Here is a 21,476-nt window from a genome sequence, read left to right as displayed (position 1 = left end):
CGTTTATAACAGTAAAACTAGATTAACTTTACACATCAAATTTGACAACAATTAATTCAAATTAATTGAAGTAATGTAAAATTGCTTTCTAATAAATCCTTAAAAAAAATTATGATTGAAAATGTTTTATGTGAAGTACATGGCTCAAAAGAAATGTCTTTTGGATGTATTCACATTGCAATGGCAATAGACTCAGAAGAAAAAACAGGCTTTTTCTACTCAGAAGCCGAAGAAGATCTTCCGCAAATTGCATGGTGCGGAGAATGCGAACAATGGCTGCTTGATAATGGTGAAGAATGGACTAATGTTTTTCAAGCTAAAGCCGATTTTAAAATGTTATGCAGCGACTGCTTTGATGAAGCAAAAAACAAGGAATCCGAAATTCATATACGATAAATAAATCTTATGAAAAAGAGTATCCTTTTTTCTGTTTTCTTCTTTTTAAACTTAACTGTATTTGCTCAAAACAATGATATTTGGATCTCATTTCCAGATAAAGATTCAACTCATATTGGATTTAAAGATAAAAACGGCGTTATCAAAATTGAACCAAAATTTATGGGAATGACAATCGCTCATAAATTTGAAAATATTATTGCTGTTAATGAAGAAAACAATCAAAAATGGGAAAGTTATTATTTAACCAAAGCAGGAAAAATTGTCGGGCGCGACAGTTTATATATTTTTGACAATGGTCCAGATTGTGAAAACGAAGGTTTCATAAGATTTACAGATCGTAAAACGGATAAAATGGGAATGTTTAACAGCGATGGTAAAATCGTAATTCCAGCGATATACAGTAATTTAACCAAAGTTAGAAATGGAACTTTTATAGGTTTAAAAGATGCTGAAAAAGTAAGAGATGGAGAACACTTTTTCTGGACTGGAGGAAAAGAATTTCTAATCGACATCAACAACACTGTTTTAATTGAAGATTTCGCATACAATGATAATCTTAACTTTTACACTCTAGAAAAATCGGGAGAACCAAGTAAAAATGCAACAAGAGAAAGTTTTCTTGGAGTTAACGGAAATTATTATTCGTTTATAAGCTTTGAAAAGGAATTTAAAGAATGGCTGACAAACAATTTGCTCAAAGATTTATCTAAAACTAATATCTTAAAACAATCTTTTGACAAAATTACTTATTGGAAAGAACCAACGGGTTGGATAAGCAACCAAAAAAACAAGTTCATAAATGAAAATTACAATTATATAAAGCTTAAACTTCAAGAATTAAATACTGCAAAAACCGAATATTTCATTTCGGCTGACGGTTTGAATCCTTTTATTTTTGAATCTGCCGAATACGAAATGTATTTCAATAATTGTAATGAATCTAAGGATTGGATTTATCCGACTATGGATATTGTTATTTCTTCAAAAAATAAAATTGATCGCACTCAAGATCATTTAGAATTTCTACGAACTGAAAATGGTTACAAATTGATTAGTGTTTCTGCAGCAAAACATAATCTTAAATAATTTTTCGCCTTTCAATAAAAGTTAACTTTGTAAAAAAGTAAAACATGAAGAATCTACTATTTCTATTCATTGCCATAATTTTCGAGATCATTGCAACCACAGCATTAAAAAAATCGGAACAATTTACCCAGCTCATTCCCAGCATTATTACAATCGTTGGATACTTTGCTGCATTTTACTTTTTAAGTTTTGCCATAAGAACTATTCCTGTTGGTTTTGCTTACGCTATCTGGTCAGGAGTCGGCATTGTTTTAATTACTGCTATCGGTGCTATTTTCTTTAAAGAAATCCCAGATTTACCAGCAATTATCGGATTAAGCTTAATTATAATTGGAGTTATTGTAATCAATGTTTTTTCTAAAACTACGGCACATTAAAATAATTAGAATCAAAAATTGATTACTATCCTAAACACATCATTTTAATAATCCACAGGATGATAAATTTCAGAAAAGCGACACTTTCAGACTTAGACGAAATGCAGCAATTGTATATAGAAACTATACAATCTGTTTGCAAAAATGACTATACTGCTGCACAAATTGAAGCTTGGATTTCTGGTGTAAAAAATAAAGAACGCTGGATTGAAGTTATCGAAACACAATTTGTTTTATTAGTAATTATTGAAGATAAAATAGCTGGTTACGGAACTTTAAAAAACGGAAATTATATTGATTTCTTTTACATTCATAAGGATTTTCAACGACAAGGAATTGCTGCTAAACTTTTGACTGAATTAGAACTCGAAGCAAAAAAACAACATTCCAAAATTATAACTTCGGATATCAGTATTACTGCAAAACCATTTTTTGAAAAGAAGGGATTTATTGTAAAAGCTGAGCAAAAAAACATTCGTCACAATGAAATACTTATCAATTATAAAATGGAAAAAGAGATTTAATAATTTGTTTCAGGTTTCAGGTTTGTGCCAATCGTTGTCGACATACTTTCTGCCCTTCGACTTCGCTCAAGGTGACAATATTGCGTAAAAAAAACTTTGCGTACTTTGCGTAAATCTTAGTGCCCTTTGCGGTTAAAAAAAAACTCCGCAAGATTCGGATTTTATACCAGCAGAAACCAATCGATATTTGCCTTATAAAATTGAATGAAAATGAACACACAGGAAACCATTAATTATAATCGTATTGCAGAAGCGATCGATTATATCAAAGCCAATTTTAAAGCGCAGCCTAATCTTGATGAAGTTGCCGAAAAAGTGCATTTAAGTCCGTTTCACTTTCAGAAACTTTTCAGCGATTGGGCAGGAACAAGTCCGAAGAAATTCTTGCAGTATACTAGTTTAGAACATGCCAAAAAACTGCTGAAAGAAAATCAGGCAACCATTTCGGAGACGGCCTATGAAACGGGACTTTCCGGCACAAGCCGCCTGCACGATTTATTTGTAAACATTGAAGGAATGACTCCTGCTGAATATAAAAATGGAGGAAAAAATCTAGAAATAAATTACAGTTTTGCCGAAAGTCCGTTTGGAAATATCATTGTGGCTTCTACTTCAAAAGGCATTTGTTTTATGGCTTTCGCCGAAGATGAAACAAACGGAATAAATGCTTTAAAAGACAAATTCCCGAATGCTTCTTTCTCAACAAAACTAGATTTAGTACAGCAAAATGCGCTGTTTATATTTCAAAATGACTGGAGCAAATTATCGGAAATAAAACTGCATCTAAAGGGAACTGATTTCCAATTAAAAGTTTGGGAAACTTTGCTGAAAATTCCAATGGGACAGCTTTCGACTTATGGCACTATCGCACATCAAATTCAAAAACCAAATGCTTCTAGAGCTGTTGGAACTGCGATTGGCAGTAATCCAGTTGCATTTTTAATTCCTTGTCATCGCGTGATTCAGTCTTCTGGAATCTTTGGCGGTTATATGTGGGGAAATACTAGAAAAACAGCGATTATTGGCTGGGAAGGCGCGCACATAAATCTATAACCCAAATTTACACAAAACATATCCGTAGAGATACATAGTAGTGCATCTAACGTATTGTTTGTTCGCCAAGAATGCACGAATGTTCACGAATTAATTTTTTATCAATCAGAAAAAAATTGGTGCAATTCGTTTAATTCGGGGCAAAAAAATCTCAATCTAAAAATTCTTATGCAAAATATACAATCAATAATTGCTTCTCAAAACTGGGAAAGCATCACCGAATCTATGCATGAAAATGGATTCGCAATTATTCCAAAAGTGCTAAATCACGAACAATGTGAAGATCTAAAATTCGATTATGATAATCCAAATTTATATCGAAAAACAGTTGTAATGGAGCGCTACCGATTTGGTTTGGGTGAATATAAATATTTCAATTATCCTCTTCCTAATTTAATTCAGAACATTCGATCTGCAATCTATCCCAAATTAGCGCCAATCGCAAATGCATGGATGAAGGTTCTAAATATCAATACTATTTTCCCTGATCATCATGAAGAATTATTAAAACTATGTCATGATAATAATCAATTAAAAGCCACGGTTTTGATTTTAAAATATGGTAAAAGCGGTTTTAATACACTCCATCAGGACTTATACGGCGATATTTATTTTCCAATTCAAATTGTGCTCTTTCTATCTGAACCAGATGAAGATTTTACCGGCGGTGAATTTGTTCTTACACAGCAAACGCCGAGAGCGCAATCTAAAGCTATTGTTTTGAAACCAAAAAAAGGAGATATTTTGATTTTTACTACCAATTTTAGACCTGTAAAAGGTTCAAAAGGCTATTATCGGGTTAATATGAAACATGGTGTGAGTGAAATTCATTCGGGCGAAAGATCTACGTTGGGAATTATTTTTCATGATGCGTTAAATTAAGGTTCAAAGGTACAGAGGCGCAAAGATTCAGAGGTTTCTCGATACAATATATCTGTAGAGACACACTGCAGCGCGTCTACGCAAAGATTTTTGACAAAAATACGTGACGTTAGACGCACTGCAGTACGTCTCTACGATATAAAAACCGGTATTTTTTTCACGCTGATTAGGCAGATTGAGCAGATTTTTTTAAATCGTTTTAATCCTTTAATCTGTGGCAAAAAAAAATGACAAACAAATGATTGAACATATTAAAATTCTCGGCTCTGATCTTCGAATTAAAATTAAAAATGCGGAAATTTGCTTTGGTGGAAACCGAAAACTAAAGATCTACGGAACGCTAAAATGTTCCTCGGGAAAAAGAATGAAACGAGAAAATCGGGTTTTCTTTTTATCTGAAAATGAAGCCAGAAAAAATGGCTTCAGACCTTGCGGACATTGTATGAAACTCGAATATCAAAAATGGAAAAATGGACTTATTTAATCCTCAAATAGACGAAACAACAAATCTGCTTCCTAAAAATGGTACGGTTAATTATTATGGAAAATTGTTCTCAAGAGAAATGGCCGATTTTTATCGTGATATTCTATTAAATACAATTGAATGGAAAAATGATGAGGCAATAATCTTTGGAAAATTAATTTTGACTAAAAGAAAGGTGGCTTGGTATGGTGATAAGGAATTTGAATATACGTACTCGAATACTACAAAAAAAGCGCTTCCGTGGACAAAAGAATTGCTGGAGTTAAAAACTTTCATGGAAGAAAAAACAGGAGAAACTTTCAATTCCTGCTTACTTAATTTATATCATTCTGGCGATGAAGGAATGGCTTGGCACAGCGATGCCGAAAAGGATTTGAAAAAAAATGGCGCTATTGGTTCTGTTAGCTTTGGTGCAGAACGTAAATTTGCCTTCAAACATAAAGAGACTAAAGAAGTTGTCTCTTTGATTTTAGAGCACGGAAGTTTATTGGTTATGAAAGACGAAACGCAAACGCACTGGCTTCATCGGCTTCCGCCTACTAAATCTACTTCTAAACCAAGAGTAAATTTAACTTTTAGAACAATTGTTGGGTAAAAACATAAAGCTTTATTTCTTTTTAGAAACGACACTTTGATAGGAAATCAATAAAGCATCTGCAAACATTTCAGGTCTTACTTTTGAAAGTTCAACAATTGTCCAGCCTTGTTTTCCCCATTTATTTGGTATTGGATAAAAAATCATCTCACTTGAAGCGCAAAATACAGATTGATCGATTTCATTGAATTTCAAAACGGCGTGATTATTCTTTGCATCATAAGTGGCAAAAATTTTCTTCTTTACGCGAAAAGATGTTTTCTCAAAATGTGGTTCTTCAACAGCATTTTCAAATGATAAAGCTAATTTTCTGAATGTTTCAATTGACACCATAATCGCAAATTATTTATCAGATCTAACTGTTTTTAAAACCTGAAGATCTTTGTTAAACAAATTTTACCAACCTTGATTCAACCCATTTTTCAAGACCTCATCGTATTTTTCTTTATCAAAAGAATATAAGTTTGGAGCTTTGTGGGCAACATTACTTTTCTTTTCGTCAAGTTTAATCAGAATTCCAATGTTAGTTATTTTTCTAAGAAAATTTCTGCGATCGAGTTTTTTATCTAAGATTGTTTCGTACAATTTTTGCAATTCTGGAATAGTGAATTTCTCTGGTAATAAATTATATCCAATGGGCATTAAATTCAACTCTATTCTTAAAGTATCAAGTGCTTTATCTAAAATTTCTCGATGATCTAAAATAAGATCAGGAACTTCTTTGTGGTCGATCCATTCTACAACTTCATTCCTATTAATGGGATTAGGAAGTATTTTTAAAAAATCTACTAAGGCATAATAACCAATTGTTACAAAACGCTGAGTAAGCCATTTTCCAAGCTCGGGATCAATATTTAAATGTTCTAAAACTTCATTTCCAAAATGCTTATCATTACGGCCAATTTTTCCAAATGTGGCAAACTGTCTTAAAAAAACACCTTCTACTCCAGTTCTTCCATTCAAGATGGTAACTGCTGCTGTGTCGATATCCTGATCAATTGGAATAAATCCGCCTGGTAAAGACCCTTTTTTATTGTGCGGAATCTTAATCAATAAAACTTTCAACTGATTATCGTGAAAACCAAAAATCACACAATCAATTGACAATCCCGGCTGGTAATTTTCATTATTTTCTAAAATTGATTTCAGCATTGATTTTATAATTAATACGACATTTAGCTTCAATTGTGTACGCAATTTACTTCATTTTTTATAAATCGCATTTATTCATTTTTAAAATCACAGAAAAACTAAAAAGTGTATAAATCACAATTTTTGTTAAAATTAAAAATCAAATCAAAAAAACAAGTACATTGCGTCATAATAACACATTTGACGGTTAATTACGAAAAACAGTCAAAAAAAAAGAAAGAAAAGAATCCCTATTATACCACTTGTAATTCTTATCTAAGAAACAAATTCAGAAGAAAATGATGGAGAATATGACTGCTAATCCGTTAAAAAAAATCAATTCAAAAATTAGAGATAAAATCTGGAATTCATTTGGTTTTGTTTCTAAAACGTATCTTTTAGAAGCTTCTTTAAAATACAGCGAAGAACAGGAAAGAATTTTTAATCAAATGATTGTTGAAACTGAAGCTAAAGATAAAAAAGCAAAACGTGAAGCTTTTGACAAAGCTTTATACGCTTCATACAAAGGAATTGGTGCTATGGATTTTATAAATACCGTATTAAAATAGACCCATTTTATAACTTTAAAAAAATTGATCCCTGCTAAATTAGCGGGGATTTTTATTTAAAAACAATTGAAAATTATCTCTAAAAAATCTATATTTTTGTTTTATAAAAAAGTACGAATATACTTAAACAAAGGTCGTAAAAAAGTAAACTATTAGAAAATGGAAAATACAATAGATTTAGAAAAGTATAAAATTCAAAAGCCTGAAAGCTGGGCTTCAAATATTGACGATAAACAGCTTGTTGACTATATTAAAGAATCTGATTTTTCAAGTAAACAAGTCGAAGAGGGAAGAGATTTTTGTTATTTCTTGGATAAAATTTATTACACCAGCGATACTGAAAATAGTGAATATGCTTGTGTTGCTTATACTTTAAATGAGCCTTCTAATTTAGAAAGTGCTTCTGTAATGGATATGGTTGTTGAAGAAAATGAAACTTATATTATACATCGAATCAGTGTTTTGAGAGAGGGCGTTTTGATTGATAAGATTCTTGATACTAAAATAAAGGTACTTGACAGCGAAAATCAAAGTGAGGGAGGAATTTTGAGCAGCAACAAAAAAGTAAATATTACTATTAAAGATCTTCGTTTATATGATGTTTTAATTTTAGAGGATTCGAGAATAAAAGTATTTACTGAGCGTGACTTTATGCGCAGGGAGTTCCTTAAGTATATTTGGATTAGTCCAAATAATTACTGGGCTTACGGCTCTTATAAATTCACTTTTATCAATGAACGTGAAAAGACAATTGCTTACAAAAAAACTTTTTTTAGAGATGAACAGAAAAATGTTTTAGAACCTGAAATTAATTATTTGAAAAAAGGTGAAAAGTTTACTATTGAAAAAGAAAACTACATCAATTTTGTTGATACGAACAGAGAGATTGCTCCGTTTATTGATTTTGCGACGGATAGTAATTGGACTGATTTATCAAACTATATTTCACCTTTATATGAGGAAATTTATAGTAAATCTTCTTTAAAGGAGTTTGCTCCAAAATTAGCCGAAAAACTTGATGCTATTTCAGATAAAGATGAGCAGCTGCAGTTTGCAATTGACTATGTTCAAAATCATGTTTATTATGTTTATAATGCAGATGAAATGAATGGCCATAAACCACAAGAACCTGCTGTTACTTACGAAAACAAACAAGGTGATTGTAAAGCAAAATCGGTTTTATTGAAAGTCGTTTTAGATTATATCAACATCGATTCTTCGGTTGTTTTGGTCAACTTTAATTCAGATCATTACATTAAATATTATCTGCCATCGCTATTGACGTTTAATCATGTAATTGTAAAAATCAATTATAAAGATGAAACCTATTTTATTGATGCAACTACGAGAGATGAATTTGGATTGATAGAAAACCGCGGTTACATTTATTTCATGCATTATATGGAAGTGAAACCTAATCAACAGCTGCAAACTAAAAAGCCACACAGGTTTTCATATTATGGTATTAATGAGAAGGTAAATTTCACCGTTCAAAATGAAAAAGGAGAATTAAACCTTACCACAACTTACAAAGGAAATCGTGCAAATTATATGCGCAAGTATTTCAAAAACACTAATAAAAGAGAAATTATCGACAGTTGGAACAATTTCTTGTACTATACTTTGAATTATTCAAATGATCGAAACGGAACTGATATTAGAACTATTTTTAATAATGCTGTTATTGATATTGTAAGTGACGACAAAAAGTTAAACGAATTTACAATTCAATACAAGGCATCTATCGATAATCCGTACTTTACAGATCCTCAGAAGAATCGTTTTTTAATGTATTTTGACCGAAATATGGTTAAGAATAATGCACGTGATTTTATGCATAAAGACATTTTGTTCTGGCATAATTTTGATAATGAAAAATATGAAATAAACCTTAATACTGATCAAAGAATAGATACAGAAGAAAAATTTACTGTTCAGGAAAGTACGATCAGCAATCCTTATTTTGATTTTACAAGCCGTAAAAAAGTCACTAAAAATGGGGCTTCAATATTTATTGATTTCAAACCTTTGACAAACGTAGAAATTCCAGTACAGGAGTTCGAAAAATTTAGAACGGATCATAATACTATTGCTGATAGTAATTTTGGAATTGGCATTGATATTATCGAACAGGGCTTATTAAATCTTTTGAAATTCAATTTTAAAAAACGTCTTAAATAACAAAAATATATTAATAAAAAATGGGGCTTATTATCGCCCCATTTTTCTTTTTACACTATTTATAAATACTAATTCGCAAGCAATTCAAAATCTGATTTTAGTTTAATATCTGCGGATGAAGCTCCAATCATTACTTCAAAATCTCCAGGTTCAGCAGTCCATTCTAATTTATCATTGTAGAAAGAAAGTTTTTCTTTGTCGATTGTAAATTCGATTGTTTTTGATTCTCCTGCATTTAATTTGACTTTTTGAAAATCTCTTAATTCTAAAACCGGGCGAACAACTGATCCAAATTTATCTTTTAAATACAATTGTACAACTTCTTCTCCAGCAGCTTTTCCAACATTCGATAATTGAAACGAAACTTTAATTGTTTCATTATTTTTCATTTTTACTGAAGACAGTTTCAATCCAGAATAATCGAATTTAGTATAACTCAATCCATATCCGAAAGGAAATTTAGGTGAGTTTTTTAAATCGATATAAGCTGAAACATAATTGTTTTGATTTTCGTCTTTGGCTGGTCTTCCAGTACTGAAATGATTGTAATAAATAGGAATCTGCCCTACTTCTCTAGGAAATGTCATTGGTAATTTTCCTGACGGATTGTAATCTCCAAATAACACGTTTGCAATTGCATTTCCTGCTTCTGTACCTAACCACCAAGTATAAACAATCGCGGGAACGTTGTCTGCTGTCCAATTAAAAACAAGAGGTCTTCCTGCATTTATTAAAACTACAACTGGTTTTCCTGTCGCTTGAATTGCTTTTACTAAATCTTCCTGAACACCTGGCAAATGAATATCGCTTCGGCTTTTTGCCTCGCCGCTCATGTCACGTCTTTCACCAATACTTAAAATAACAACATCGGCTTGTTTTGCAGTTGCAACAGCTTCTGCAAAACCATCTTTGTTATCGCCGTCAACTTCACAGCCTTTTGCATAAAGCAATTTGGTGTTTTTACCAACTTTATTCTGCAAACCATCCCATTGCGAAACAATCCATTTATTGTAATCAACATTAGGCAATTCTACAGACCAAAAACCCATATTTTCTTTATACTCTTTTACCATCGGCCCAATAAAAGCGATTGTTTTTAGGTTTTTAGAAAGTGGCAGTGTTTGATTTTCGTTCTTTAATAGAACGATGCTTTTTTGAGCAACTTCAAGTGCCGCTTTTCTGTTTTCTGGATTATTTAAAGCTTTCTCTGCTCTTTTTTCATCAGAATATCTATAAGGATCATCAAACAAACCTAATTCAAATTTCTTGCGAAGAATACGTTTTACCGCATCATCAACTAAGTCTATTGAAACTTTGCCTTCTTTTACTAATTGTGCTAAATTATTTTTGTAAGCAACGCTTTCCATATCCATATCACTTCCGGCAGTAATTGCTGAAAGTGCCGCTGCTTTAAGATCTTTTGAGTAGCCATGCGCCACCATTTCTCCAATAGAACCCCAATCTGAAACTACGAAACCTTGAAAGTTCCATTTTCCTTTTAAAATATCACGCTGTAAATGAACATTTCCTGTAGCCGGAATTCCGTTTAAATCATTAAATGAATTCATAAATGTTGCGGCACCAGCATCTAAAGCGGCTTTGAAAGGAGGCAAATAAGTTTCCCACAACATTCTTTCACTCATATCAACGGAGTTATAATCTCTTCCGCCAACTGCGGCTCCATAAGCAGCAAAGTGCTTTACACACGCCATAACTGAATTTAAATCTCCTAATTTATTTCCTTGAAATCCTTTTACTCTTGCATAAGCGATTTTAGACGCTAGATAAGTATCTTCTCCTGCGCCTTCCATAATACGCCCCCAACGCGGATCACGCCCAATATCAACCATTGGTGCAAATGTCCAGTGAATTCCACTTGCGGCAGCTTCTGTAGCGGCAACTCTTGCTGCCAGTTCTATGGCTTCTAAATCCCAACTTGCTGCTTCTGCTAATGGTAATGGAAATGTTGTTTTATAACCATGAATAACGTCCTGCCCAAACAACATTGGTATTTTTAAACGCGACTGCATCGCTAACTTTTGATAATTTCGAGTAGATTCTACTCCTGTTACATTCAACATTGAGCCTACCAAACCGTTCTTAATTTCGGCTTGCTTATTTGGGTTAACGGTTATTGGTCCCGTTATTGAGTTGTCGTTGCTATATTGATTTAACTGACCTATTTTTTCTTCAATAGTCATTTTTTTTAATAAGGCATTTACTTTCTGATCGATTGTTTCTTGCTGTGCAGCCGCAAAAAATGTGACCATCAGTAAGAGGAATGTTGTTGTTGTTTTCATGTGTTTTATTTTAATTACCAAACATAAGTTGCTACTGCTCCTGCGTTTAAAGTAGTTGAAATTTGTTTTTGATTGTATTTTATATTGAATGTTTCTGCTGTATTTCCGTCATTTTCAACAATTAAAACAGTTTGTCCTGACGGTGTTTTGAATGCAGCATTGTAAAGGTTTCCGCTGATATTACTTCCGATTCTGATCGATCCTTCGGGTACAAATTTAGAGGCATGGCCGATAATATAATAGCCTACTTCTCTTTTAATATTCTGATTTTGATCGATCATTAAAGCACCTTTGCAAGTCGAACATCCTCCTGGCGTAAATGGTTTGTAGAATTCGTCATTTGCTAATCCCCACGAAAGTGCATTTACACTCCAGTTACGCATTGAACCGATAACTACATTTTTTACGCTCCATTTTAAATCAGACTCAAAACTGCTTCCTGATCCTGTGTATTGTTCTGTAAAATACAATTTTTTATTTGGATATGCATCGTGAACTTTAGACAGGGCACTGATATCTCCTTCGTATAAATGAAATGCGGAACCTGCAACATAAGGCAGTGCTTTTGGATCATTTAAAATAGTTAAGGGATATTCTGGTTTATTGCAATTGTGATCGTAAACTACAATCTTGGTTTTAATTTTTGCTTTCGCAAAAGCGGGACCTAGATTATTTTTTATAAAATCTGCCTGTTGTTCTGCAAGCATCAATAAACTTGGATTATTCCCTGGATGTAATGGTTCATTTTGCGGTGTAATGGCATCAATTACAATTCCGTGCTCTTTCATGGCTTGAATGTATTTTACAAAATACTCGGCATAAACCTGATAATATTTAGGCTGTAAACTTCCGCCTTTTGAGCTTCCGTTGTCTTTCATCCAAACCGGCGGCGACCACGGTGAACCCATAATTTTTATTTGTGGATTTATGGTTAAAATCTCTTTTAATAATGGTACCACATCGTTTAAATCTGGACCAAGATTAAAATGTTCTAGTTTTAAATCTGTTTGGCCTTCTGGCATATCATCATACGAAAAAACTTTTTCATTCAAATCTGAAGCTCCAATACTTATACGCAGGTAACTTAAACCAATGGCATCATTTTTTCTAGAAAATAACTCTTGAAGCAAGGCTTCTTTTTTTGCTTTATCTAGTTTTAAAATTGTCTGAGCACTTCCTCCAGTTAACGAAAATCCAAAACCTTCTATGGTTTGAAATTCCTGAGAAGGATTTACTTCAATGGTTTGGTTTGAATTAGTTTCGGTACTAAAAACTAAATCGTCCTGTTTTTTAAGTTTTGATGTTTCATCTGATGTTGTAATCCAAGATTCTGCTTTTCCTGAATTGCTTACAACATTTTTTGAAGATCCGCATTTTATCTGTACTGCAATAAGAGGCAGTAACAGCAAAATTTGGAGTTTTTTGTTGATGTTTTTCATATTTAATCTATTTCTATTAGAACAGGTAAATGATCCGAAGGATATTTTAAATCTTTAGAATCACTTAAAACTGCGTGTTTTTGAACTGTAAGCCCGCTGTTTTTCGATATAAAAATGTAATCTATCAATAAGGTTACAGGCTCATTGTGTTTGAAATTATTGAAAGTTCCAGATGGACCAAATGGTTTTTCTTTTGAGACATCTCTAGTATCATCCATTACTTTTTTGATTTCAACAATCTGTGGTGTATTTGGCTCTGAATTAAAATCTCCCATTAAAAACACCGGATATTTTTTTGTGTTTATTGTTTTTATTTTTTCTAAAACTACCTGTACGCCTTTAACTCTTGCTACTTCTCCCATGTGATCAAGGTGAAGATTAAACACGTAAAATGTTTTTTTTGTTTTTAAATCTGTAAAAAGTCCGTAAGTACAAACTCTGTTACAAGCGGCATCCCAGCCTCTTGAAACTACATTTGGTGTTTCTGAAAGCCAAAAAGTATTGGATTCTTGAAGCTTAAAACGATCTTTTTTGTAATAAATCGTGCAGGCTTCTCCTGTTCCTCCTTCTTCTCTTCCTATTCCAAATTTGCTGTATTTTGGCATACCTGATGCAATATCAATTACTTGACTTGGTGTTGCTTCTTGAACTCCAAAAATATCGGGGCTGTAAAATTGCACTTGAGACATGAAATAATCTTTTCGATTTGGCCAAGCATTTTCTCCATCTGAAGCAACATTTAAACGAATATTGTAGGTCATGATTTTTAAATTTTGACCATAAAATACTCCGCTTACTAAAAGCATCATTACCACTAAAACAATTGTATTTTTCTTTTTCATATTTAAAAAATTTTGATCCGTAAAGCTAATGTTTCCTTAGCCTTAAAGAAAAAAACTTATTTAAAAGTTATGTTAATTATATACGTTAGGATAATCAATACTAAATATATCATCACGTTTTATTTTATTGTTTTACTTTGTTTCTTAAACAAGAAAATTGATATTTCTTTTTACTTTTTTGAATTTCCCTTTTTATTCTCTGAAAAATCTAAATAGTTTAAATTAAAACCTCCTTTTTCAAAAACGGCTTTAATCTTGTTTTGTCCTGCATTCAATTCGACATCAGTTAAGATTATAGTTTTCCATTTTTCACTTCCGCCAGTTGCTGGCAGTGTTATCGATTTTGACTTTCCTTTTTCGGTTTCTAAATGAATTTTGCCTTCGGCTTTTTCACTTGAATATCGTATAGCAACATTATATTTATTCTGCTTTTTAACTTCGGTAGTAAACTGCAGCCATTCGCCGTCTTCAATAAATGAAACTTGATAACCATTTGATCCAGCATCTTTGCATGGCAGAATATCTACACCGTCATTTCGCATTGTATTTCCTTTATTCCAATCTTCAAATTTGTTAGTTTCAACTCTGTAATTCACAAAATCTTTATCGGAGTATGCGTAACCGTTTGTTCCTAAATCATAATGTGTGGCCGCAATTTTTCCTGGAATTGCATTTTTTTTGTACGCCTTTGTATCGTTTGTCTGCACTTGTCTGAACATGGCGTCGATTACATCTGGTTTAACTGTTACGTTTTCCATTTTATAATTATCTGCCATTTTCATTAATGTTTTTTTTGAAAAATCTACAGCAGGTTTTTGTCCGCCGTCTTTCCAATATTTTAATAAAACATCATATTCAGGAATTTTGGTAACTGAAGTTACGCCTGCAATATTTTCGATTTTTTTCATTGGCCAAAATGCCCATCCAATATTATTAGTTTCCATCAGCGTAAGCGCATCTTTAAACCAAACATTAGAGTTTTCGCCGCTTTCGCCTAACCAGATCGGTACGTTGTATTGTGTTCTGTAATCCAGCATTTTCTGAATTGATTCTTTGGTATTATAGTTCCAATATTTATGAAAACTCAATGCCATATTATCATCCCACAAAGGAAAAATTCCGTTGTAATTGTTTCCCCAGCAGTTTCCTTCAATAAATATTAAATGGTTTGTATCGACTTCGCGAATTGCTTTAGTAACGGCAACCATAAGATCTCTTAAAGGGCCGTTTGAATTTTCGTCACAGCCATTTTTGTTTGTTCCTGTAAAATTCCAGTTAGGTTCATTAATAATATCATACGCTCCAATCCATGGATTGTCTCTATATCGGGAAGCTAATTTTTTCCATAAAGCGATCATTTTTTTCTGATTGGCTTCACTTTCCCATAATGATGGTTTTGTAGTATCGTAATCAGAAATTGCGGCATCATTTCCTTGTCCGCCTGGAGCAGCGTGTAGATCTAGAATAAGATAGATTTTGTTTTCGGCACACCATTTCAGCAAATTATCTGTCATTGTAAAACCTTCTTCTATCCAAGTGATTTCACCATTTTTTTCTTCTTCAATTGGCGGTGTATATAGATTATAATGCATTGGCAGACGGATTGAATTGAAACCCCAGGCTGCTAACGAATCCACATCTCTTTTTGTTAATCCGTTTGCTTTGTACGCTGCATAAAACTCTTTTGTTCCCTGCTCGCCAATAACGTCCTGAATTTTCTGCTTTATTATATATTGCGGACTAGCAAAGGACTGTGTCTGCATCATGTATCCTTCCTGCACCATCCACCCGCCTATACCAAGACCTCTTAATAGAATATTTTTTCCATTACCATCAACAATTTTTTGCCCGTCTCTATGTAAAAAACCTTGTCCTGCAACGGCAACGGTAAACAAAAGCTGTACTGCTATTATTATTTTTTTCATTTGAAAACTATTTATTTTTTACTTGATTTTTATTTCCAAGTATAGGTTGCGACTGAACCTGCTTCTAAAGAGGTCGTGATCCATTTATCATTGAACTTGATATTGAAAACTTCTACAGCAGTTCCGTCATTTTCAACAATTAAAACTTTTGAACCTGAAGGCGTTAAGAATGCCACATTTTGAAGATTTCCACTTGTATTACTAGCAATTCTAACAGAACCTGCTGGAACAAATTTTGAAGCATGGGCAATAATATAATAGGCAACGTTGCGCTGAAAATTTTCTGTTGATGTTACTGTCAAAGCTCCTTTGCAAGTATTGCATCCACCCGGAGTATGAGGCTCGTAATTGCTATTGTTGGCTAAATTCCATTCTAGTGCATTCTTGCTGTAGTTTCTCATTGAACCAATAACTACATTTCGCATATGCCATTTTAGATCACCTCCAAAATTCCCTGTTGAGGCTGTGTATTGCTCTGTGAAATACACATTTTTTGTTGGATAAGCATTGTAAACATTGGATAATGCACTTATATCTCCTGCGTACAAATGAAAAGCTGATCCGTCTATAAAAGGAAAAGCATCTGCATCTGCCAAAATTGCTTTTGGATAGTTTATATTGTCGCAGTTATGATCGTAAGTAATAATTTTGACATTTAGATTTGCTGCTTTGAAGGCTGGACCTAAACTTGTTTTTATAAAATTCGCCTGCTCTGCTGCCGACATGTACATACTAGGATTATTCCCGTCATGTAAGGGTTCGTTTTGTGGTGTTATGGCATCAATTGTAATTCCTTCAGCTTTCATTTGCTGAATATATTTTACAAAGTATTTGGCATAAACATCATAATATTTGGTTTGCAGTTTTCCGCCTATAAAGCTGTCTTTATCTTTCATCCACAAAGGTGCGGACCAAGGAGTTGCAAGTATTAAAATTTTAGGATTAATGGCTAGAATTTCTTTTAAAAGAGAAATTACTCCTGCTTTATCTTTATCTAAACTAAATTTTACCAAATCTAAATCGGTTTCTCCTGCAGCTAGATCGTTATAAGTAAAAGGAGATGCGTTTAAATCTGAAGCTCCTATACTTATTCTTAAGTAACTTACTCCTATCGAATTTTCGCCTGAGCCAAAAAGTTCCTGCAATAGAGCACTCTTTTTTGATGCTGTTAATTGGTTTATTACTTCAGCGCTTCCGCCTGTCAGTGTATAGCCAAAACCATCTATTGTTTGATATTTTTGCGATGCATTTACTTCGATATTTGGATAGATATTGTATGTGGTTCCAAACCCTAAAGTTCCAGATTGTTTTGCCAGTAAAACACTTTGGTCTCCTTTAGTCAGCCAAAAATCGACATCGTTTGTAACTACAACTGGAGGCACAACAGGAGGTAGAACTGGTCCAGGATCTGCGGCATCATTTGACGAAGAGCACTTTATTTGCGAAAATACCGCCAATAGAAAAAATAGTGCTTTTATTGTTTTTTTTAAGTTTAGTTTCATTTTTATATTTTTTAGCCTGATAAATACCATATTAAAATCTAATCAACTTGTAATAGAATAATTCGCAATCGCTTTTACATTACCTCAAAAAATATTTTTACTTTCAAATACAAAATAAATGAGGGTCGAAATGGATGATTCAAATCAACCCTCTCATTTACTTAAAACGCTCTAATACACTAGTGTTTGTATTGCATGAGCTGGAATTTTAACGATCGTTTTTTCAGCTCCAATAATTAAATTGTAATTCATTTCTTTATCTGTTTGATTCATTACAATTGTTGCCATTGTGCCATTCGTATTTAAAAAAGAAGTGCTGAACAATCCGCTTCTGCTTACTGCAGTGCTTACTCTTACGGCATTTAAGCGAATGAATTTCGAGAAATGCCCGATATAATAATAAGATGGTGTGTAGATTAACTCGCCTGTTTTTGTATCAGCATGAATTGGAGCGAAACAAAAATTACCAACGTGATTTGGTCCTCCTTTTTCATCTAAAAGAATATTCCAATCCGTCCATCCTGCAGTTCCGTTATTAAAATCATTAATCATAGAGATTCCGTATCTTTCTCCATTTGCCCAGAATTGATATTTTTTAGCATCAAATTTCTCTACGCAGCCTTCTGTAAATAATAGTTTTTTATCAGGATATGCCTCGTTTACTTTGGCAACATTATCAAACATTGAAGCGCCGCCAGACCAATTTTCGTACCAGTGAAATCCAATTCCCCAAACATATTTTGATGCTTCTGGATCTGAATAAATTACGTTTGCTCTGTAGTTCATTAAATCACGATTATGATCCCATGCAATGATTTTTACTTCGCCAAGTTTTTCTTTTTTTAATGTTGGTCCTAGAAAATTTTTAATAAAATCTCTCTCGGCTTCAGCAGAATAAATACATGATTCCCAAGTTTGGGTCGCCATTGGTTCGTTCTGTGTAGAGGTTCCCCAAATTGGAATTCCTTCTTTCTCGTATGCTTTTATAAACTTTACATAAAAATCTGCCCAAGTTTGGTAGTATTCTGGCAATAAAGTTCCGCCTTTCAAGACATTTTTATTGCTTTTCATAAAAGCATTTGGCGACCATGGCGCAACGTAAGTCAGCAATTTTCCGCCAGCAGTTTGAATGGCTTGTTTGATTAATGGAATACGGTATTGTTTGTCATGTTCAATAGAAAATGTTTTTAAATCTTTGTCATCCTCTTTAATATAGGAATAGCTTTCACTGCTAAAATCAGAACTTTGTATTGTTGTTCTTAGCAAAGAATAGCCAATTCCTTTTTGTTTATCATAATAGGCATTTAAAAATTCTGTTTGTTTTTCTTTTGAAAGTTTGGCAAAAACTTCGGCACTTGCGTCAGTTATTGCGCCGCCGATTCCCATAAAAGTTTGGAATTTTTTTGAAGGTTCAACAAAAACGGATACTTCTGTTTCCAGAGGTTGTTTTGCAGCCGAAAAGGATAAGTTATCTGTTGATGTTAGTCTTAAATTGGTATTTTCAGCAGTTGTATAAACTGTAACTTTCTTTCCATTGGTTGTAAATTCTTTCTTTGCTTTTGTCTGCTGGGCAAGTGCTGACAGCGAGAACAAAAAGCATAGAATTTTTAAACTATTTTTTTTCATTCTTTCCTTAAATTATTAAATTCTAAATAGAAGTTTTTATTTCAGAAGCTCTTTTTCTGACCGTTTAAGGATTTAAAAAATAGCCCATACTCATAAATGATTATGGGCTATTTGCAACCAAACTTAAACTTAACTTAAACTTACTTTCCTCTTAATTCGACACTTTTAATGGTAATTCCGCCTGGAGCGATTCCACCGCCGCATCTAATCATTAGATATATTTTTCCTGTAGTACTAAATTTAACAACATTGCTTACTGCATCTAGTTTTACATTTTTAGTACATCCAATAGCTGATAATTTACCAGAAACTGGATTTTTACCGCAGCCATCCCAAGTATTTAAGCCCATTACTTTTCCGCCGTCACTATAATCGCCAGAAACTGTCGCTGGATCTTTTTCGCCTGCGTAAACTTCAAACCACATATCTGTAGATGCACCGCCAGAAACTACCATATCAATAGTATATTCTTTATCTTTTACTACATCTATAGCTTGATAAATTCCGGCGTGACCGCCACTTACAGTTGCTCCTTTATCACTATAAACCCAGTCACCTGTTGCTTCATAAATAACTTTTTTCCAGTTAGCCTGATCTGCAGCTGTTTTAAAAGAACCGCCTTTTACAAGATTTCCTTTTGCTAAGTCAGTAGTTGCAACCACAAGTTGAGAACTTGCAGTTCCTGTAGCTCCGCCTGCACCAACTGCTGTGTGCGTAATTGTGTAGGTTCCAGCATCTGGCAATGTGATAATCTCATTCATTTTTCCTGGATATTCACCATCGCCCGTATTCCATCTTGAAGAAATAACGTTTTTCGTTTGTGCAACTAAAAGATAAGTGTTTGATGCTCCTTGAACTGGAGTTACAGTAAATGCTGCATCAATATTGCTTCCTATTAGAACATTTGCATTTCCCGTTTCATCGTCACAACTTATTAATGTTCCTAATCCTAAAGCCAATGTCAGCATTAGAAAAACACTTTTTTTCAAATTTATATTTAAGTTCATATTCTATGTTTTTGGTTAATTAGTTTCGACTATTGATAATTAGGATTTTGTTTCAATTTAGTACCATTAAGTTCTGTGTACGGAATTGGAAAAATCTCATCTGTACCAGCATCGAAACCTCTATCAGCTAAAGCTGTTGGTGCGTCTCCCCATCTTACTAAATCAAAAAATCTATGTCCTTCACCAGCTAATTCCATTCTTCTTTCATTCTTAATAGCCGCTAATGTTACTGGTATTGAACCTAGGCCAACTCTTTTTCTAACGGCATCAAGTAATTTCTGTGCTCTGTCTCCAGATCCTAAAGCTTCTGCTTCCATTAAGTAAGTATCTGCAAGTCTGATGATATAAGAATTTTGTTTGTAGTTCAACTCTGCATTACCACCACCAGTACGAACATCCGATTGTCTTGGAAGATATTTATTCAAGAAGTAACCTGTGTCTTGATAAGCTGGAATATAATCGATTTGACCAGCAGCTTTAAGCGCTTTCAAATCTAAAATAGTCGCTCCAAGCCTAGGATCATCTTTCATTGCATTATACAATTTTTGAGTAGCAACATTAAAAGCCCATCCTGAAGGAAGATCTGGTGCGGTAGAGCCTTCTGTTAGGACATATCCTCTTGGTCCAACCATAACGTTTAAAGAGTTTCCTTCGTCTTTACCAGTTCCCCAAAATGTCCAGTCAGAATTTCCTGCACTTGTATGAGATACTTCTAAAAGTGACTCTGCATTAAATTTCTTTGAAGTGTCCCATAAATCACTAAACTTATCCAGTAACTTATTTCCATATTGGTTTTCAACACCTGGAGTTCCATTTACTTCAGCAAGAACAGCTGCAGCGTCTGCTTTTTTACCTTCAAACAAAAACACTTTTCCTAATATCGCTTGTGCTGCACCTTTATTAAGTCTTCCAGCTTCAGTCTCTGGAGTAACTTTATTTGGTAAAACGGCAATCGCTTCTTTTAAATCTTTTTCAATTTGTGCATAAATTACATCTGGTGTAACTTGTTCTGGATCGTAAATAGTCTGAGTATTTAGAGGTACTAAAACCAATGGAATGTTTTTAAACAATCTCACTAGGTTAAAATAGTAAAGTGCACGCAATGCTTTTGCTTCTGCAGCAAATCTAGCTCTTGCACCATTATCCATTGTAGCTGCAGGAAGTTTTTCGATCAACAAATTTGCTCTAGACACACCTTGATAGTGGTCATTCCAGTAACTACTTGGAACACTGATTGAAGTAAGTGAGTGCGTAGAAAAATTCTGAATTCCGTTTCCATCTGTGGCACTACCTCCTCCAGCATAAAAATCATCCGATCCCGCGTTAAGCATGGCTACTAGGTTTTCAAAACCACCTGTATTTTTTCTAAGTGGATCATACACTCCCATTAAGGCTGCGTAACATTGCTGCTCATTAGAAAAATAAGTACTAGTATCAAATTTTCCCTCTGGATTAATGGTGACAAAATCTTCAGAGCAAGATCCACCCAAGGCTGCCATTGCTAGAGCGATATATATGTATTTAAATTTTATAGTTTTCATGATTCTTTAATTT

Annotated in this window: 20 protein-coding genes; 10 read left to right on the top strand and 10 right to left on the bottom strand. The window is 33.5% G+C overall.

All coding sequences use genetic code 11. The features are described 5' to 3' along the window. Positions 1-111: 111 nt before the first annotated feature. The 8 genes from NLG42_RS07600 (at position 112) to NLG42_RS07565 (ending at position 5,400) form a co-directional block, all read left to right on the top strand. The gene (locus NLG42_RS07600) at positions 112-396 is read left to right on the top strand and encodes a hypothetical protein (protein WP_089057536.1); all 285 of its coding nucleotides are present in this window, start codon (positions 112-114) and stop codon (positions 394-396) included. A gap of 9 nt (positions 397-405) precedes the next feature. Next, positions 406-1,485 (top strand): hypothetical protein, encoded by a 1,080-nt coding sequence (locus NLG42_RS07595; RefSeq protein WP_257683404.1) that lies wholly within the window; start codon positions 406-408, stop codon positions 1,483-1,485. A gap of 44 nt (positions 1,486-1,529) precedes the next feature. Further along, positions 1,530-1,862, top strand: coding sequence for a DMT family transporter (locus NLG42_RS07590; protein WP_089057534.1), 333 nt, complete (start codon positions 1,530-1,532; stop codon positions 1,860-1,862). A gap of 59 nt (positions 1,863-1,921) precedes the next feature. Then, a complete protein-coding gene (locus NLG42_RS07585; protein ID WP_257683403.1) occupies positions 1,922-2,386 on the top strand; it encodes a GNAT family N-acetyltransferase in 465 nt (154 codons plus the stop codon). A gap of 210 nt (positions 2,387-2,596) precedes the next feature. After that, the gene (locus tag NLG42_RS07580; RefSeq protein WP_257683402.1) at positions 2,597-3,439 is read left to right on the top strand and encodes a bifunctional helix-turn-helix domain-containing protein/methylated-DNA--[protein]-cysteine S-methyltransferase; all 843 of its coding nucleotides are present in this window, start codon (positions 2,597-2,599) and stop codon (positions 3,437-3,439) included. 168 nt (positions 3,440-3,607) lie between these two features. Beyond that, positions 3,608-4,321, top strand: a complete 714-nt coding sequence (locus NLG42_RS07575) for a 2OG-Fe(II) oxygenase (protein ID WP_257683401.1) — start codon at positions 3,608-3,610, stop codon at positions 4,319-4,321. Positions 4,322-4,559: 238 nt separating this feature from the next. Then, positions 4,560-4,805 carry an Ada metal-binding domain-containing protein gene (locus NLG42_RS07570; protein WP_257683400.1) on the top strand — a complete coding sequence of 82 codons (246 nt, stop codon included), beginning with the start codon at positions 4,560-4,562 and terminating at the stop codon, positions 4,803-4,805. Continuing rightward, the gene (locus NLG42_RS07565) at positions 4,792-5,400 is read left to right on the top strand and encodes an alpha-ketoglutarate-dependent dioxygenase AlkB family protein (RefSeq protein ID WP_257683399.1); all 609 of its coding nucleotides are present in this window, start codon (positions 4,792-4,794) and stop codon (positions 5,398-5,400) included. The genes NLG42_RS07570 and NLG42_RS07565 overlap by 14 nt, the downstream gene beginning before the upstream one ends. A 12-nt stretch (positions 5,401-5,412) precedes the next feature. On the opposite strand, the gene NLG42_RS07560 is transcribed toward NLG42_RS07565, so the two are convergent. Together NLG42_RS07560 and NLG42_RS07555 are read right to left on the bottom strand one after the other, a co-directional pair. Beyond that, positions 5,413-5,733, bottom strand: a complete 321-nt coding sequence (locus NLG42_RS07560) for an MmcQ/YjbR family DNA-binding protein (protein WP_257683398.1) — start codon at positions 5,731-5,733, stop codon at positions 5,413-5,415. A 63-nt stretch (positions 5,734-5,796) separates the two neighbouring features. After that, positions 5,797-6,552: an NUDIX hydrolase gene (locus NLG42_RS07555; RefSeq protein WP_257683397.1), complete on the bottom strand. Its 756-nt coding sequence runs from the start codon at positions 6,550-6,552 to the stop codon at positions 5,797-5,799. A 278-nt stretch (positions 6,553-6,830) separates the two neighbouring features. On the opposite strand from NLG42_RS07555, the gene NLG42_RS07550 reads away from it, so the two are divergent. Then, positions 6,831-7,100: a hypothetical protein gene (locus NLG42_RS07550; RefSeq protein ID WP_233207171.1), complete on the top strand. Its 270-nt coding sequence runs from the start codon at positions 6,831-6,833 to the stop codon at positions 7,098-7,100. A 159-nt stretch (positions 7,101-7,259) separates the two neighbouring features. After that, positions 7,260-9,281, top strand: coding sequence for a hypothetical protein (locus NLG42_RS07545; protein ID WP_257683396.1), 2,022 nt, complete (start codon positions 7,260-7,262; stop codon positions 9,279-9,281). 68 nt (positions 9,282-9,349) lie between these two features. Here NLG42_RS07545 and NLG42_RS07540 read toward each other — a convergent pair whose 3' ends face one another. The 8 genes from NLG42_RS07540 to NLG42_RS07505 all read right to left on the bottom strand — a co-directional run bounded on the left by NLG42_RS07540 (position 9,350) and on the right by NLG42_RS07505 (position 21,463). Continuing rightward, positions 9,350-11,581: a glycoside hydrolase family 3 N-terminal domain-containing protein gene (locus NLG42_RS07540; protein WP_257683395.1), complete on the bottom strand. Its 2,232-nt coding sequence runs from the start codon at positions 11,579-11,581 to the stop codon at positions 9,350-9,352. Positions 11,582-11,595: 14 nt separating this feature from the next. Next, the gene (locus tag NLG42_RS07535) at positions 11,596-13,020 is read right to left on the bottom strand and encodes a glycoside hydrolase family 30 protein (RefSeq protein ID WP_257683394.1); all 1,425 of its coding nucleotides are present in this window, start codon (positions 13,018-13,020) and stop codon (positions 11,596-11,598) included. Positions 13,021-13,022: 2 nt separating this feature from the next. Continuing rightward, positions 13,023-13,862: an endonuclease/exonuclease/phosphatase family protein gene (locus tag NLG42_RS07530; RefSeq protein ID WP_257683393.1), complete on the bottom strand. Its 840-nt coding sequence runs from the start codon at positions 13,860-13,862 to the stop codon at positions 13,023-13,025. 170 nt (positions 13,863-14,032) lie between these two features. Then, a complete protein-coding gene (locus NLG42_RS07525) occupies positions 14,033-15,787 on the bottom strand; it encodes a cellulase family glycosylhydrolase (protein WP_257683392.1) in 1,755 nt (584 codons plus the stop codon). 29 nt (positions 15,788-15,816) lie between these two features. Then, complete coding sequence (locus NLG42_RS07520; RefSeq protein ID WP_257683391.1) at positions 15,817-17,289, bottom strand: glycoside hydrolase family 30 protein; 1,473 nt, start codon at positions 17,287-17,289, stop codon at positions 15,817-15,819. 171 nt (positions 17,290-17,460) lie between these two features. After that, on the bottom strand, positions 17,461-18,915 hold the full coding sequence (locus tag NLG42_RS07515; protein ID WP_257683390.1) for a glycoside hydrolase family 30 protein: 1,455 nt from the start codon (positions 18,913-18,915) through the stop codon (positions 17,461-17,463). A 140-nt stretch (positions 18,916-19,055) separates the two neighbouring features. Next, entirely contained in the window at positions 19,056-19,922 is an 867-nt protein-coding gene (locus NLG42_RS07510; RefSeq protein ID WP_089057521.1) for a hypothetical protein, read from the bottom strand. Between the two features lie 29 nt (positions 19,923-19,951). After that, positions 19,952-21,463, bottom strand: a complete 1,512-nt coding sequence (locus NLG42_RS07505) for a RagB/SusD family nutrient uptake outer membrane protein (protein ID WP_257683389.1) — start codon at positions 21,461-21,463, stop codon at positions 19,952-19,954. Between the last annotated feature and the right edge of the window lie 13 nt (positions 21,464-21,476).

It is taken from the genome of Flavobacterium plurextorum, assembly GCF_024638035.1.
GTDB classification, from domain to species: Bacteria; Bacteroidota; Bacteroidia; order Flavobacteriales; family Flavobacteriaceae; genus Flavobacterium; species Flavobacterium plurextorum.
This window is presented reverse-complemented; position numbering and strand designations above follow the sequence as displayed.

Bases quoted from the DNA above. Each gene is read 5' to 3' on its own strand.
- NLG42_RS07510 (WP_089057521.1), bottom strand. From the start codon at position 19,922: ATGAACTTAAATATAAATTTGAAAAAAAGTGTTTTTCTAATGCTGACA.
- NLG42_RS07535 (WP_257683394.1), bottom strand. From the start codon at position 13,020: ATGAAAAACATCAACAAAAAACTCCAAATTTTGCTGTTACTGCCTCTT.
- NLG42_RS07540 (WP_257683395.1), bottom strand. From the start codon at position 11,581: ATGAAAACAACAACAACATTCCTCTTACTGATGGTCACATTTTTTGCG.
- NLG42_RS07505 (WP_257683389.1), bottom strand. From the start codon at position 21,463: ATGAAAACTATAAAATTTAAATACATATATATCGCTCTAGCAATGGCA.
- NLG42_RS07525 (WP_257683392.1), bottom strand. From the start codon at position 15,787: ATGAAAAAAATAATAATAGCAGTACAGCTTTTGTTTACCGTTGCCGTT.
- NLG42_RS07590 (WP_089057534.1), top strand. From the start codon at position 1,530: ATGAAGAATCTACTATTTCTATTCATTGCCATAATTTTCGAGATCATT.
- NLG42_RS07550 (WP_233207171.1), top strand. From the start codon at position 6,831: ATGATGGAGAATATGACTGCTAATCCGTTAAAAAAAATCAATTCAAAA.
- NLG42_RS07570 (WP_257683400.1), top strand. From the start codon at position 4,560: ATGATTGAACATATTAAAATTCTCGGCTCTGATCTTCGAATTAAAATT.
- NLG42_RS07585 (WP_257683403.1), top strand. From the start codon at position 1,922: ATGATAAATTTCAGAAAAGCGACACTTTCAGACTTAGACGAAATGCAG.
- NLG42_RS07565 (WP_257683399.1), top strand. From the start codon at position 4,792: ATGGACTTATTTAATCCTCAAATAGACGAAACAACAAATCTGCTTCCT.
- NLG42_RS07515 (WP_257683390.1), bottom strand. From the start codon at position 18,915: ATGAAAAAAAATAGTTTAAAAATTCTATGCTTTTTGTTCTCGCTGTCA.
- NLG42_RS07580 (WP_257683402.1), top strand. From the start codon at position 2,597: ATGAACACACAGGAAACCATTAATTATAATCGTATTGCAGAAGCGATC.
- NLG42_RS07555 (WP_257683397.1), bottom strand. From the start codon at position 6,552: ATGCTGAAATCAATTTTAGAAAATAATGAAAATTACCAGCCGGGATTG.
- NLG42_RS07595 (WP_257683404.1), top strand. From the start codon at position 406: ATGAAAAAGAGTATCCTTTTTTCTGTTTTCTTCTTTTTAAACTTAACT.
- NLG42_RS07520 (WP_257683391.1), bottom strand. From the start codon at position 17,289: ATGAAACTAAACTTAAAAAAAACAATAAAAGCACTATTTTTTCTATTG.
- NLG42_RS07530 (WP_257683393.1), bottom strand. From the start codon at position 13,862: ATGAAAAAGAAAAATACAATTGTTTTAGTGGTAATGATGCTTTTAGTA.
- NLG42_RS07545 (WP_257683396.1), top strand. From the start codon at position 7,260: ATGGAAAATACAATAGATTTAGAAAAGTATAAAATTCAAAAGCCTGAA.
- NLG42_RS07560 (WP_257683398.1), bottom strand. From the start codon at position 5,733: ATGGTGTCAATTGAAACATTCAGAAAATTAGCTTTATCATTTGAAAAT.
- NLG42_RS07575 (WP_257683401.1), top strand. From the start codon at position 3,608: ATGCAAAATATACAATCAATAATTGCTTCTCAAAACTGGGAAAGCATC.
- NLG42_RS07600 (WP_089057536.1), top strand. From the start codon at position 112: ATGATTGAAAATGTTTTATGTGAAGTACATGGCTCAAAAGAAATGTCT.